Source organism: Streptomyces sp. NPDC049837 (assembly GCF_040674455.1).
In the GTDB taxonomy this organism is placed as follows: Bacteria; Actinomycetota; Actinomycetes; order Streptomycetales; family Streptomycetaceae; genus Streptomyces.
In genome coordinates, this window is record NZ_JBFAMP010000002.1 from 599,362 (window position 1) to 612,917 (window position 13,556).

General features: G+C 73.3%; 11 protein-coding genes. 8 read left to right on the forward strand and 3 right to left on the reverse strand.

What is annotated here, in order from left to right; all coding sequences use genetic code 11:
- Window positions 1–87: 87 nt before the first annotated feature.
- Window positions 88–1,092 carry a peptidoglycan-binding protein gene (locus AB0J57_RS07225; RefSeq protein ID WP_366127007.1) on the reverse strand — a complete coding sequence of 335 codons (1,005 nt, stop codon included), beginning with the start codon at window positions 1,090–1,092 and terminating at the stop codon, window positions 88–90.
- Window position 1,093: 1 nt separating this feature from the next.
- Window positions 1,094–1,261, reverse strand: coding sequence for a hypothetical protein (locus AB0J57_RS07230; protein ID WP_366127008.1), 168 nt, complete (start codon window positions 1,259–1,261; stop codon window positions 1,094–1,096).
- 227 nt (window positions 1,262–1,488) lie between these two features.
- Here AB0J57_RS07230 and AB0J57_RS07235 point away from each other — a divergent pair, with 227 nt between their 5' ends.
- Complete coding sequence (locus AB0J57_RS07235; RefSeq protein ID WP_366127009.1) at window positions 1,489–5,250, forward strand: hypothetical protein; 3,762 nt, start codon at window positions 1,489–1,491, stop codon at window positions 5,248–5,250.
- 143 nt (window positions 5,251–5,393) lie between these two features.
- Here the strand turns inward: AB0J57_RS07235 and AB0J57_RS07240 are convergent, their stop codons facing one another.
- Window positions 5,394–6,212 (reverse strand): N-formylglutamate amidohydrolase, encoded by an 819-nt coding sequence (locus tag AB0J57_RS07240; protein ID WP_366127010.1) that lies wholly within the window; start codon window positions 6,210–6,212, stop codon window positions 5,394–5,396.
- 54 nt (window positions 6,213–6,266) lie between these two features.
- Here AB0J57_RS07240 and AB0J57_RS07245 point away from each other — a divergent pair, with 54 nt between their 5' ends.
- The 7 genes from AB0J57_RS07245 (at window position 6,267) to AB0J57_RS07275 (ending at window position 13,513) form a co-directional block, all read left to right on the forward strand.
- A complete protein-coding gene (locus AB0J57_RS07245) occupies window positions 6,267–7,154 on the forward strand; it encodes a DUF72 domain-containing protein (protein WP_366127011.1) in 888 nt (295 codons plus the stop codon).
- Window positions 7,155–7,202: 48 nt separating this feature from the next.
- The gene (locus tag AB0J57_RS07250) at window positions 7,203–7,349 is read left to right on the forward strand and encodes a hypothetical protein (RefSeq protein WP_366127012.1); all 147 of its coding nucleotides are present in this window, start codon (window positions 7,203–7,205) and stop codon (window positions 7,347–7,349) included.
- Between the two features lie 21 nt (window positions 7,350–7,370).
- The gene (locus tag AB0J57_RS07255; protein ID WP_366127013.1) at window positions 7,371–7,778 is read left to right on the forward strand and encodes a DUF3662 domain-containing protein; all 408 of its coding nucleotides are present in this window, start codon (window positions 7,371–7,373) and stop codon (window positions 7,776–7,778) included.
- A gap of 94 nt (window positions 7,779–7,872) precedes the next feature.
- Window positions 7,873–10,350 (forward strand): SpoIIE family protein phosphatase, encoded by a 2,478-nt coding sequence (locus AB0J57_RS07260; protein ID WP_366127014.1) that lies wholly within the window; start codon window positions 7,873–7,875, stop codon window positions 10,348–10,350.
- Window positions 10,347–11,465, forward strand: coding sequence for a substrate-binding domain-containing protein (locus tag AB0J57_RS07265; RefSeq protein WP_366127015.1), 1,119 nt, complete (start codon window positions 10,347–10,349; stop codon window positions 11,463–11,465). The genes AB0J57_RS07260 and AB0J57_RS07265 overlap by 4 nt, the downstream gene beginning before the upstream one ends.
- Window positions 11,466–11,474: 9 nt before the next feature.
- Window positions 11,475–12,251 carry an ATP-binding cassette domain-containing protein gene (locus tag AB0J57_RS07270; RefSeq protein WP_366127016.1) on the forward strand — a complete coding sequence of 259 codons (777 nt, stop codon included), beginning with the start codon at window positions 11,475–11,477 and terminating at the stop codon, window positions 12,249–12,251.
- Entirely contained in the window at window positions 12,251–13,513 is a 1,263-nt protein-coding gene (locus AB0J57_RS07275) for a sugar ABC transporter permease (protein ID WP_366127017.1), read from the forward strand. The genes AB0J57_RS07270 and AB0J57_RS07275 overlap by 1 nt, the downstream gene beginning before the upstream one ends.
- Window positions 13,514–13,556: the final 43 nt, after the last annotated feature.

Below are 13,556 nucleotides of genomic sequence, written 5' to 3' on the forward strand. Positions count from 1 at the left end.
TCTCGCGTGGGGTGGCCGGGACAGCGGGGCCGGGCGTCCCCTCGTGTGACGCCCGGCCCCCCGGTCTCCCGGTCGGTGCTGCTCGCGTCAGAAGGAGCCCGCGTTCAGGGCCTTCTGGAGCAGGCGGGTGGTGTCGGCGTCCCAGGTGCCGCTCAGCGCGGAACCGAGGTGACGCTGGAGGGCGGTGATGGTCTCCGGACCGACGATGCCGTCCGCCTTGGCCTTCACGTAACGCTGGAGGGCCGTGATGGTCAGCGGCCCGAAGGCGCCGTCCACCTCCAGCCCCGCCTTGGCCTTGTCGTTCAGCGCCCGCTGGAGCGCGGCGCAGGTGGCCGGCCCGAACTGGCCGTCGACCTCCAGGACGCCGCTCTTGGCCACCACGGCCATGGGCCGGATCGGCTTGTTGCGCCCGGCGAGGACCGCCTTCATCATCGCCGCCGTGCTCGGCCCGTACGCCCCGTCGACGGGCAGCTTGTGCTTGGCCTGGAAGGCCTTCAGCGCCTTCTCCGTGGCCGGTCCGAAGTCACCGTCCACGGCAAGCTTCGCCTTCTGCACCGTGTTCAGGTTCTTCTGGAGCGTCTTGACCGCCTGACCCTTCGAACCCCGGCGCAGGATGCCGTCGTTGCCCGGCATCGGGGCGCTGCCGCCCTTGTAGGCGGGCCGGCCGTACCCCACGATGCAGGCGGAGTTGCGGCGCCGGCGGAGGAAGGCGTTGGACGTGTTGCCCTCCAGGGTGGTGATGGTGCGGTTCTTGTGGACCGCCTCGACGATGCCGACGTGGTCGATCCGGCTGATGGAGCGCGAGCCGGACCAGTCGAAGAACACGATGTCGCCGGGCCGGATGCCGCCGATGCCGTAGTGGAAGCGGCCCTTCTTCTGGAAGGCCTTGGCGTGGGCGGTGGTCAGCGCGAACTTGCCCATGACGGCGGGCAGGTTGTCGGAGTGGGCGGCCGCGTAGCTGACCGCCATGTCGCACCACGGGCCGGTGAACCCGTACCAGCGCGTGATGTGGTTGCGGTTGGAGCCGGGCGGGTTCTCCCTGGTGCCCAGCAGCTTGCGGGCGGCGCGCAGCATGCCCTGAACGTTCCCCATGTCAGATCTCCACGTCTTCCGGAAGGGCCTCGATGTCTCCGGTCACCTCGTCGTCGGGGTTCTGGCTGACGCCGGTCTGGTCCGGGTCGACGTCGAAGATCCCCGCCCCGCCGACCGGGTACGGCACGTCCTCCGCGGGCTCGGTGGCCACCTCTACGGGCTCGGTCATGAGCCATTCCTCTCTCTCGTCCGCTGTGTGCGGAGCGTCGGTGCGGCACCCCGGCGGGGGCCGCTCGACACCGAGTCCACCGGCCGGCGCGTTGATAAGCAGGCCCTGTTCGCGCTGGTAATCAATCCGCCACCCCGGCGCGCGCCGCCTTGGCCGCCGCGAGGCGGCGTCCTAGCGTGGCGACGACCGCAAGGTGCTGCACCAACAAGGCCATGGGGGGGCTGGAGATGGGTCGTCGTGAGAATCCGCTCGATCCCGGCGCGGGACCGGTCGAGCGGTTCGCGGTGGAGTTACGCGCGCTGCGTGCCGGGGCGGGCGGCCCCACCTACCGGGCGATGGCGCGGCAGTCGTCGTACTCCGCGCCCGCGCTGTCGCAGGCGGCGTCGGGGGAGAGGCTGCCGACGCTCGCGGTGACCCTCGCCTACGTGGCGGCGTGCGGCGGGGACGCGGCGGAGTGGGAGAAGCGGTGGCACGCCGTCGCGGAGGAGATCGCCGCGGTCCCGCAGGAGGACGCGGAGGGCGGGGATCCGCCGTACCGGGGACTGGCGCGGTTCGAACCGGGCGACGCCGAGGTGTTCTTCGGACGCGCCCCGCTGGTGGACGGCCTGCTGGAGCTGACCCGCACGCACCGCTGCACGGCGGTGATCGGGCCGTCGGGCAGCGGGAAGTCCTCACTGCTGCGGGCCGGCCTGATACCCCGGCTGCGGCAGGCGACGGAGCCGGAATGGCGACCGGCGGCGATCCGCATCCTGACCCCCGGCGAACACCCCCTGCGCACGCACGCGGCGCAACTGGAGCCGGCCCCAGGCCCGGGTGACACCCACGTACTGGTGGACCAGTTCGAGGAGGTCTTCACCCTCTGCCCCGACCCCGCCGAACGCGCGGAGTTCATCGCCGCGCTCCTGGCCGCCCGGGAGCCCGGCAGCCGGCTGCGCGTGGTCCTCGGGATACGCGCGGACTTCTTCGGGCGGTGCCTCGAACACCCCGGCCTGGTGGACATGTTGCGCGACGCCGGCGTACCCGTCGGCCCGATGCGCCCCGAGGAACTGCGGGAGGCGATCGTCAAGCCCGCCGCCGCACGGGGCCTGATCGTGGAGCGCGCACTGACCGCGCAGCTCGTGGAGGAGGTCGCCGGAGAGCCGGGCGGCCTGCCGCTGCTCTCGCACGCCCTGCTGGAAACCTGGCGCAGACGCTCGGGCAGAACGCTCACCCTCCGGGCGTACGAGGCCGCCGGCGGCGTACGGGGCGCCATCGCCCAGACGGCCGAGGAACTGTACGCCGGGCTCGACGAGGAGCAGGCCACCCTCACCCGGCGCGTCCTGCTGCGGCTGATAGCCCCCGGCGACGGAACCGCCGACACCCGCCGCCCGGTGGACCGCGCCGAACTGGAGACGGGCGGCCCCGAACGCGCCGCGGAGGTCGACGCGGTACTCGACCGCCTCGCCCGCGCCCGGCTGATCACCCTGGACGGCGACACCGTCCACCTCGCCCACGAGGCACTGATCACCGGATGGCCGCGGCTCACCGCCTGGATCGAGGACGACCGCAACCGGCTGCGCGTCCTGCGCCGCCTGACCCAGGCCGCCGTCGCCTGGCGGGACCTCGGCCGGGACGGCGGAGCGCTGTACCGCGGAGTGCGGCTGGCCGAGGCCGAGGAGCACTTCGGCACCACCGCCCGCGGCGGGGACCTGACACCGCTGGAGCGGGAGTTCCTCGAAGCGGGCCGCACCACGCGCACCCGGGAACGCCGCCGCCACCGCGGCCTGGTCGGCTCCGCCGTCCTGCTCCTGGTCCTCGCCCTGATCGGCGGTACGGTCGCGTGGCAGCAGAGCCGGGCCGGCGAGCACGAGCGCGTCGCGGCCGCGGCACGCCGGGCCGCGACGGCCGCCGACGGACTGCGCCCCTCCGACCCGCGCACCGCGCTGCGCCTCAGCGTGGCCGCCTGGCAACTGAGCCGCACACCGGAGACCCGCTCGGCCCTGCTTGGCGCGCTGGCGCAGCCCGAGCAGCCCCCGTTCACCCCGCCGGGGAGCTCGGCGGAGATGTGGGCGCTCAGCTCCGACGGCCGGACGCTGATGGGCGGGAGCGGGAACAAGGTCACCCTGTGGGACCTTGCCACCCGCCGGGCGGCCACCCACCGGACACCGTCGGACGAGGCGTCCACGATGGGCCACCAGTTCTCCCCCGACGGACGGTTCCTGACCGTCATGAGCGATACGGGCGCGCGGCTGCGGCTGTGGGACATCCGGGCCGGGCGCTACCACGGCCCGCCCATCGGGCCGCGCGAACCCATGAAGCTCGACCCCGACCCCGGCTCGGGGCCCATCGGCGTCGAGTCGGCCACGTACGCCTATGGGTTCAGTTCCAGCGGGCGTTCCCTGATCTTCGACGTGGACGACCGCGTGGAGGTGTGGGACGTACGCAGCGGCGCGCGGCAATTCGTCCGGACGTTCCCGTGGGCCGACAACGGGACCATGAACGACGTCTCCCCGGACGGCCGGCTCATGGCCCTGTGCGCACCTGACGGTCTGCAACTGTGGGACCTGCGCACCGACCGCCGGGCGGACGCCGCCTGGACCGGCCGGCCGTCCTGCGAGACGGAGGGGGCTCCGTGGTTCACCCCGGACGGGCGGGCGCTGGCGATCCAGGACCGGTACGGTCTGCGGCGCGTCGACGTCTCCTCCGGCAAGGACCTCCCCAGGCTGGAGCAAGTCGCCCCCGAGAGCTTCGTCTTCAGCCCCGACGGCAGGTTCGTGGCCGGGGTCGGTTCCGCCGACATCCTCCTGTGGCGCCTGGACCGCCCCCACGGCCCGGTCTTCCGGCATCCCGTGGCGGAGGACCGGCCCCAGGACGTACGCATCGACATGCACGCGCGCGTGCTGCGCTACACGACGGAGAGCGCCGAGGGCAGACAGACCGTGCGAAGCCTCGACGTGAGCCGGGCCCTCGCCTCCACCTGGCGGGACGGCGCGGCCACCCAGGCGGTCCACAGCGCCGACGGCAGTGTCGTCGCTGTTTCCCGCGCCGGCCGCCTGGCCCTTCTCGACGGTCGTACGGGCCGGCACCGGGCCACCGTCCCGGTCGCGCCGGCGGGCGGTGACGACGCGGATTCCCGCGTACTGATGTCGCTGAGCGCCGATGGGCGCCGTCTCGCCTTCGGCCGCGATTCGGCCGAGGTACTGGACCAGCCCACCCGGATCACCGTGTGGGACACCGTCCGCAACCGGCGGCTTGCGGACGTCACCCCCGCGTCCGAGGAGATGGCGTTCACCGGGGTCCTGCTCAGCCCGGACGGAAGGACGCTGCTGACCACGGCCGACTCGGGAAACGAGATCACCGTCCGGGACGCCGGCAACGGCAAGAAGCTACGGGTCCTGCGCCAGAAGAAGGATGAGGGGATGTACGGAGAGGGCGGAGCACTGTCCGCCGTCCTGCCCGACGGCAGCACCGTCCTGACCGACACGGGCGACCTCGTCCGTACGACGGGAAAGGGCAGCGAGCGCACCGCGCTGGAGAACTGCGCGTGCCTCACGGTCTTCAGCCCCGCCGGTGACCGCGCCGTCGTGGTCGACTCGGCGGCCGGCATCACCCTGTGGGACGGGCGGCTTCGCACCTCACTGGGGCTGCTCTCCGGCGGCCTGTCCAAGGGCATGCCCGGCGCGGCCGAGGACACCACCGCCGTGGCCTTCTCGCCCGACGGCTCGATCCTGGCCGCGGCGGGGTCGTACGGCACCGTGCGCCTGTGGGACGTCGCCTCCCAGCAGCCGTTGGGCACCACCCTGCCCGGCGCGGGGGACGCCATCCTCTCGCTCGCGTTCAGCGAGGACGGCGGCACCCTGTACGCGGCGGGTGCGCGCGTCCCCGTCCAGACGTACGACATCGACTCGGCGCGGGCGGTCACGACGGTCTGCCGCCGCGCCGGGGGGACCCTCTCGCCCGCCGAATGGCGGACGTACCTTCCGGACATCCCCTACCGGACCGTGTGCTGAGTCGTCCCGGGCCGGGTTGACGGCGCCCGAGTCGGTGTTCCCGAAGATCACCCGCGGCTCGGAGCGGTGGAAGCAGGCGTGCGTCGGGTCCTCGGTCCCGACCGGAACGTGGACGGTCCGTCAGAAACGTCAATGACAGGCGCTCAGCCGGAGATCTCTGCCACCAGACCGGCCAGCGCGCCCGACAGCGCCTCCACGCCCCGGCCGAGGGGTTCTCCCCGCTCGTCGAGGTACAGGTCGCGCCGGATCTCGACCATCAGCGCGCCGACCCTCGGGTCCTTCCCGTAGTACCGCAGCGGCACGTACGTTCCCGCGAACGGGCTGTCCAGCCCCGTACCGCCGAACCCCGCGAACGCCCGCCGCGCCGCGTCCAGCAGCGGGGCCGACGTGTGGAAGGAGTCGGTGCCCAGGCAGATCGGCGGGCGCGGCCCGTCGCCGTGCAGCTCGTACGGCAGCGCCTTCGCCGGGTACGAGTGGACGTCGACGATCACGGCACGCCCGGCCGCTTCGAGCCGGTCCGCCACGGCGCTCGTCATGGCCTCCGCGTACGGGCGGAAGTAACGCCCGATCAGCGGCTCTGCGTCGGTGCCGGCCGGACGCAGCTCCTCGCGGTGCGTGGTCCGCGTGTAGACCGCGCCCATGCCGACCGCCAGCATCTCCTCGCGCTCGTCCGGGAACCGCTCCGGGTCGACCACCAGGCGGGAGAGCCGATTGACGAACCGCCAGGGCGTGAGGCGCGCGGCCCTCGCCGCCGCCGCGGCGATCTCCGCCGTGTACGCGTCGGTGATGTGGTCCAGCTCCGCCTCCAGCGCACGGTCGTCCAGCACGATGCCGGCCCGGACGTCCGCCGGTATGGCGCGCGCGGAGTGCGGGACGTGGAGGATCACGGGGGAGCCGGGCGCGCCCGGGTGGAGCATGAAGGAGGGCGTGGCGGGGGCGAAGGGGGCCGAGGCGTCGGTCATCTGGTTCCTCGCTGTGCGTCGTGACCGCCGTCCGCGCCGGGGTAGGCGGGCGGCATGGGTGAGATCCTGATCGGTACATGTTCCTGGACGGACAAGGCACTTGTGGCGAGCGGGTGGTATCCGCCGGGGCGGCGGGACCCGGAGGGACGGCTGCGGCACTACGCCGAACACTTCTCCGTGGTGGAGGTCGACGCCACCTACTACGCACTGCCCAGCGCCCGCAACAGCCTCCTGTGGGCCGAACGCACCCCACCGGGCTTCCGCTTCGACGTCAAGGCGTTCTCCCTCCTCACCGGCCACCCCACCCGTGAGACCGCCCTGCCCGCCGACCTGCGCGGCCGGGGCCGGGCCCACGCCACCGGCGACCCCGGGCTCCTGGACGAGGTCTGGCAGCGTTTCAGCGAAGCTCTGCGCCCGCTGCGGGAAGCCGGCCGCCTCGGCACCCTGCTGTTCCAGTTCCCGCCCTGGTTCGCCCCCGGCGCGCGGTCCGAGACCGCCCTCCGGCACACCCGGCGACGCACCGCCGACTGGCCCGTGGCCGTGGAGTTCCGGCACCCCGGCTGGTGGCGGGACGACCACCGGGACCGCACCACCGCCCTGCTGGGGGAGCTGGACACCGCCGCCGTGGCCGTGGACACGCCACAGGGCCTGCACGCCTCGATACCCCCGGTCACCCCGGTCGCCTCCCCCCGCCTCGCGGTCGTCCGCTTCCACGGGCGCAGCCCCCAGTGGGGCAGCGGCACCAAGGAGGACCGCTTCCGCCACACCTACGCCGAGGACGAGCTGCGGGAGTGGCGGCCCCGCCTGCGCGCCCTGGCCGGCCGCGTCGCACACCTGCACGTGCTGTTCAACAACTGCTGCGCCGACGCCGCCGTACGCGCCGCCGCGTCCATGAAGCGCCTGCTGTCGTCGGCGACACATCCGCCGGACTTCACCGGGTAGAAGGGCGGTATCACAAGGCCGGTACACAACGGACTCAAGGAGGGTGCCATGTCCGGACTGATGGCACGCATCAAGCGCTTCACCCGCAGCCCGCAGGGACAGCGGGCCATCGCCTCGGCGCGCCGCGCCGCCGCCGACCCGCGCAACCGTACCCGGGCCCGCGGGCTGCTCGCCCGGCTGCGCGGGCGACGGTGACGGGGAAGGGAGCGCCGGCGGATGGCGAGGGGAACCCTGACACGGTGGGAACGAGCCCTGGAGCGCTGGCAGAGCGCCCTCGTCTCCAAGGCCCTCCACCACGAACCGGTCGAGCTGCTCGACGCGCTGCGCCGCGAGTGCGACGACCACGCCGTGGTGTGCAGCGAGAGCAGAGTGGTCGTCCCCAACGCGTACGAGGTGGAACTGGACACCCGGGTCCACCAGGAGCTGCTGCGCCACGGCGGCGGTGACGTGGGCCAGGCGCTGACGGACGTCCTCGCCCGCCACGGCGAGGAGAAGGGGTACGAGTGGGCGGGCCCGCTGACCGTACGCATCACCCCGGCGCCCCGCCCGCCCGACGACCCCTACCGGGTCGGCAGCAGCCCCATGCCGCACGTACGCGCCGACGCCTTCCCGGCGGCGGACTGAAGCCCTGAGTGGCTCCGCGAGCCCGGGAAGGAGCAGCATGGGGTAAGAGCGATGGACAGCGGCGCACGCGGGTGACCACCCGCGTACGGAGGCGGTGCACGCGTTGACCGGGCAGATCTTCGCGACCTTCGGGGTGGAGCTGGCCGCTGTCTACGTACCGGCCGAGGGCGGCGGCGAACTCCGGCTGGCCGAGGTGGTCGGTGACTCCCACGGGCCCTACGAGATGCCCCCCGCCTACGCCCTGTCCGGCTCCTCGGCGGTGGCCGACGCCTGCCGCGCCGGACACCCCCGGTGGGTGACGTCGGAGGAGCTCGGCGCCTCCGGGACGGGCGGCCGGGTGTCGCTGGGCGCGCTGCCGCTCGGAGTGGCCCCGCAACTACTGGGGTGCCTCGTCGTCGTGCGCAAGGACGGCGACGGCTTCGACGCCGACCAGCGTGCGTTCCTGGAGCTGTACGCCGACCAGACGGCGGCCGGGCTGGAGGCGGCCGCGGCCCGCGTCACCGCGCCCGTGGAAGTCGGCGCGTCCACGGGCCCCACGCTGCTGCCGCTGCGCGGCGGCACCTTCGTCCTGACGCTGCGGACCGGGCGCATGGACGTGGACGCGCAGGTGCTGCACCTGCTGGGGGTCCCGGCCGAAGGGTTCGACGGGCATGTGTCCACCCTGCTGGAGTGCGCCGTCCCGGACGACGTCCCGGCACTGATGTCGGTCGTCGAGCCGGACCGGTCGGACACCCACCAGCAACTGGCGTTCCGGATTCGCAGGCCGGGCGGCGAACTGCGCTGGCTGGGCCTGCGCTGCCGCGTCCTGGCCGCCGACGACGGCCGGCCCGAGCGGGTCCTCGGCGTGGTGGGCGACGCCTCCTATCTGCGCCCCACCCCCGACGAGGTGTCCCTGGTGCAGCGGCTGTCCGCCGCGCTGGCCGGCGCCACGACGATCCGGGACGTCAGCAGGGTGGTCGTCGAGTCCCTGCGCGCCCCGCTGAACGCCACCCGCGTCGCGGTCGCCGAGCTGGAGGGCGACCGGCTCGTCGTCACCCTCCTGGACCCGCCGCAGCCCGACGCCTGGCCCGGCGTGTGGCGCTCGGAGTGGCGCTCGGAGTGGCCGGACGCGTCCTGCCACAGCCTGCCCACCCTGGAGAGCGCGCTGCGGGAGGGCCATGTGGCCCTGTGGCCGCCGGGCACCCCGCTCGAAGCCGGCCTCGCCGGCATCGGCCCGGGCGGCCTCGCCATCCTGCCGCTCCCGGCGGACGGCCGGATGGTCGGCGTCTGCCTCGTCGGATGGGACGGCGAACACCGCTTCGGACCGGAGGAGCGCTCCCTGCTGACCGCGACCGCCGGTCTGGTCGGCCAGGCCCTGATGCGCGCCCACGCCCTGAACGCCGGGCACGAACTCGCCACGATGCTCCAGCGCAGCCTGCTGCCCCGCAAGCTCCCGGCACTGCCGGGCGGGGTGGCCGTCGCCCGGTACCTGCCCGCGACGGTCGGCCTTGAGGTGGGCGGCGACTGGTACGACGTCATCCCCCTCTCCGACGGGCACGTGGCCCTGGTCATCGGCGACGTACAGGGCCACAGCGCCGGAGCCGCCACGATCATGGGACAGATGCGCACGGCGATCCGGGCCTACGCGGTGGAGGGCCACCCGCCCGACGTCGTCGTGGCGCACGCCAACCGGCTGCTCGTCGGCATGGAGACCGACCTGTTCGCCACCTGCTGCTACGTCGACCTCGACATGGAGGAGGGCCTCGCCTGGATCGTCCGGGCCGGGCACCTGCCACCGCTGCTGCGGCTGCCCGAGGGCACCACCGAGGCGACGCAGGTCGAGGGCGGCCCCCCGCTGGGCGTCATGGCCGACGCCGAGTTCCCGCTGACCGAGGTCGGCCTCGCGCCCGGAACCCTCATCGCCCTGCTCACGGACGGCCTGGTGGAATCGTCGAGCCTGCCCCTGGAGGACGGGATGCGCGCCGTGTGCGAGACGCTCGCGGGCGCCGACCCGGCCGACCCGGGGCGGGTCGCCGACGAGCTCGTCGCGGGCACCCGCCGGCGCGACGACGACGTGGCGGTGCTCCTGATGCGCTACGACGGGATGCGGGTCCGCCCCATCCGCGCCCGGTGGGCGGTGTGGCGGCTGCCCGACGCCGTCATGCACGCCCGCCGCTTCACCGCGCGCACGCTGCGCGGCTGGGGCGTGGCGGAGGAGGTCGACATGGCCCTGCTGGCGGTGTCCGAGCTGGTCACGAACGCCATCGCGCACACCCAGGGGGAGGTGCGGCTCGATCTGACCCTGGCGGCCGACCGGCTGCGCATCGCCGTGAACGACGCCTCGCCCCGCGCCCCCGTCAAGGCCGCCAGCGTGGACTGGGAGGCGACCGGTGGCCGGGGGCTCCTGCTGGTCGAGGCGGTGTCCACGTCCTGGGGGTCCGTGCCGCTCAGCGGCGGCAAGCAGGTGTGGTGCGAGGTCGCCCTGTCGCCGCGCGAGGGGACCGGCGACGGGACGGGGGACGGCGACGGCGCCGGTGCCGGCCCCGGGCACCCGGCTCCGCGCCGCGCCCACGGAGGGAGGCGATCGAGGTGACCCGGACGTACCCGCGCCGCCGCCGGGCCGGGCCCGCCGTCCTGGTGGCGGCCGCGCTGGCCCTCACCTCCGGCCTCGCGGCCTGCGGCAAGGCCGCCGAGGTGCGCGAGCCCGGCACCCAGGTCGCCCGCGACGGCAGGGGGATCGGCCTGCTGCTGCCGGACAACACCAATCGCTTCGACGCGTTCGACCGGCCGCTGATCGAGAAGCGGATCGCCGAGCTGTGTCCCGAGTGCGACGTGGAGTTCGCCAGCGCGCAGCACGATGTGGCGACCCAGCAGCAGCAGGTCGACGCGATGATCACCAAGGGCGTCCGGGCGATGATCCTGGACGCCGTCGACTCCAGGTCGCTGCGCTCCTCGGTCGAGCGGGCCAGGGAGGCGGGCATCGAGATCGTCGCCTACGACCGGCTCGTGGAGGGCCCGATCTCCGCGTACGTCTCCTTCGACGGCGAGCGGGTGGGGCGGCTCCAGGGTCAGGCGCTGCTCCGGGCCCTCGGCGACAAGGCGCGCGGCGGCCAGATCGTGATGATGAACGGCGCCGCCACGGACCCCAATTCGGCCTGGTTCAAGAAGGGCGCGCTGTCCGCCCTGGAAGGCAAGGTCAGGATCGGGAAGGCGTACGACACCGCCGAATGGCGGCCGGTGAACGCCCACATCAACATGTCCGGGGCCATCGCCGCCCTCGGCGCCGACAGCATCGACGGCGTGTACTCCGCCAACGACGGCCTGGCCGCCGGCATCATCTCCGCGCTGAAGTCCGCCAAGATCCGGCCGCTGCCCCCGGTGACCGGGCAGGACGCGGAGCTCGCCGGCATCCAGCGGATCGTCGCGGGGGAGCAGTACATGAGCGTCTACAAGCCCTTCAAGCTGGAGGCGTACGCCGCCGCGGAGATGGCCGTCGCGCTGGTACGGGGAGAGCGGCCGGACGGCATCGCGACGGGCACGGTGGACAGCCCCACCACCCGGGACATCCCCTCCGTACTGCTCACGCCCATCTCCGTGACCGTCGGCAACATCAAGGAGACCGTAATCAAGGACGGTATGTACACAATTGATCAGATCTGCACCCCGAAGTTCGCGGCCGACTGCCGGCGGGCGGGACTGACTCCATAGGAGGCTCACATGTCCGCACCACCCCTGCTGGCGCTGAAGGGAATCTCCAAACGGTTCGGCGCGGTGCAGGCGCTCGCGGACATCGACCTGGAGATCCGCGCCGGTGAGGTCGTCGCGCTGGTGGGGGACAACGGCGCCGGCAAATCCACCCTCGTCAAGATCATCGCGGGCGTGGACCCCGCCGACCACGGAGTGATCGAGTGGCGCGGCCGGCCCGTCCACATCGCCCGGCCGCACGACGCCCAGGCCCTGGGCATCGCGACGGTGTATCAGGACCTGGCCCTGTGCGACAACCTCGATGTCGTCGGCAACCTCTTCCTCGGCCGGGAGATCCACCGGGTCGGCGTACTGGACGAGGTGGAGATGGAACGGCGCACCCTCGGCCTGCTCGACACCTTCTCCATCCGGATGCCCAGCGTGCGTGTCCCGGTCGCCTCCCTGTCCGGCGGGCAACGGCAGACCGTCGCGATCTCCCGCTCGCTGCTGGGCGAGCCACGGCTCGTCCTGCTCGACGAGCCCACCGCCGCGCTGGGCATCGAACAGACCGCCCAGGTCCTCGACCTCGTCGACCGGCTTCGCGAACGAGGGCTCGGCGTCCTGCTCATCAGCCACAACATGGGGGACGTCAAGGCCGTCGCGGACTGGATCGCCGTCCTCCGCCTCGGCCGGAACAACGGCTTCTTCGATGTGACGACGACCTCCCACGAGCAGATCATCTCCTCCATCACCGGGGCCACGGACAACGCCGTCACCCGGCGGGCGTCCCGCGAGTGGGAGGCGGACTGATGAGCGGCCCCAAAGGCAGGACCGGCAAGAGCGCCACCGCCGGCAAAGGCGTCACCGCCGGCAGGAGCGGCACCGCCGGGACGAAGGCACGCCGGGCGGAAGCCTTCAAGGACAGCCTCCGCAGCGGTGAACTCGGCTCCCTCCCCGTCCTGCTCAGCCTGGCGTCGATCTGGCTCATCTTCGTGATCCTCGACGAGAAGTTCCTCTCGCCGCGCAACCTGTCCAACCTGAGCGTGGACATCGTCGGCACCGGGCTGATCGCCGTCGGTGTCGTCTTCGTGCTGCTCGTGGGCGAGATCGACCTGTCGGTCGGGTCCGTGAGCGGCCTCGCGGCGGCCGCCTTCGCCGTCCTGAACGTCCATCACGGCATGGCGGAGGGCGCGGCCGTGCTGATCGCCGTGGTCATGGGCGCGGCGATCGGAGCCGTCCACGGATTCTTCTTCGCCAAGGCCGGGGTGCCCGCGTTCGTGGTGACCCTGGCCGGGCTGCTGGGCTGGAACGGCCTGATGCTGTACATCCTCGGGTCGAGCGGCACCATCAACCTCGACGACGAGGGCCTGGTCGCCATGCTCACCGGCTTCTACTTCCACGACGTGGCCGTCGCGTACGGCGTGGCGGCGCTCGGCACCGCCGGCTACTTCCTCGTCTCCTTCCGGGACGCCCGGCGGCGCGTCGCCGCCGGAGTGCCGTCCCGGACCCTGAGCCGGATCGCCGTACGCACCGGAGCCCTGGCCGTGGTCGTCTTCGCGGCCGCGTTCGTGCTCAACCGGTTCCAGGGGCTGCCGCTCGCGCTGCTGATCTTCATCGTCGTCCTCGTCGGCCTGGACCACGTCCTGCGCCGCACCACCTACGGGCGCATGATCTTCGCGATCGGCGGCGGCGTCGAGGCCGCCCGGCGCGCCGGGCTCGCGGTGCCGTGGGTGCGGATCTCGGTGTTCATGGTGTCGGGCACGATGGCCGCGGCCGGCGGGCTCTTCCTGGCCTCCCGGGTCACCTCGGCCAGCCAGGCCTCGGGCGGCGGCAACCTGCTGATGAACGCCATCGCCGCGGCGGTCATCGGCGGGACCAGCCTGTTCGGCGGGCGCGGCAGCGTCTGGTCCGCGCTGCTCGGCGTCCTGGTCATCCAGTCGATCGCCTCGGGCGTCGCCCTGCTGGGCATCCAGGCCGCCGTCCAGTTCATGATCACGGGCGGGGTGCTGCTCGTCGCCGTGGTCATCGACTCCCTGTCGCGGCGCGCCCAGAAGGCCCATGGCCGGATCTGAGACGCCGGCGGGGGGCCTGGGCATACCCGGTCGTCTTCGTGGG

Bases quoted from the DNA above. Each gene is read 5' to 3' on its own strand.
- AB0J57_RS07255 (WP_366127013.1), top strand. From the start codon at position 7,371: ATGGCGAGGGGAACCCTGACACGGTGGGAACGAGCCCTGGAGCGCTGG.
- AB0J57_RS07225 (WP_366127007.1), bottom strand. From the start codon at position 1,092: ATGGGGAACGTTCAGGGCATGCTGCGCGCCGCCCGCAAGCTGCTGGGC.
- AB0J57_RS07235 (WP_366127009.1), top strand. From the start codon at position 1,489: ATGGGTCGTCGTGAGAATCCGCTCGATCCCGGCGCGGGACCGGTCGAG.
- AB0J57_RS07275 (WP_366127017.1), top strand. From the start codon at position 12,251: ATGAGCGGCCCCAAAGGCAGGACCGGCAAGAGCGCCACCGCCGGCAAA.
- AB0J57_RS07270 (WP_366127016.1), top strand. From the start codon at position 11,475: ATGTCCGCACCACCCCTGCTGGCGCTGAAGGGAATCTCCAAACGGTTC.
- AB0J57_RS07240 (WP_366127010.1), bottom strand. From the start codon at position 6,212: ATGACCGACGCCTCGGCCCCCTTCGCCCCCGCCACGCCCTCCTTCATG.
- AB0J57_RS07230 (WP_366127008.1), bottom strand. From the start codon at position 1,261: ATGACCGAGCCCGTAGAGGTGGCCACCGAGCCCGCGGAGGACGTGCCG.
- AB0J57_RS07245 (WP_366127011.1), top strand. From the start codon at position 6,267: ATGGGTGAGATCCTGATCGGTACATGTTCCTGGACGGACAAGGCACTT.
- AB0J57_RS07250 (WP_366127012.1), top strand. From the start codon at position 7,203: ATGTCCGGACTGATGGCACGCATCAAGCGCTTCACCCGCAGCCCGCAG.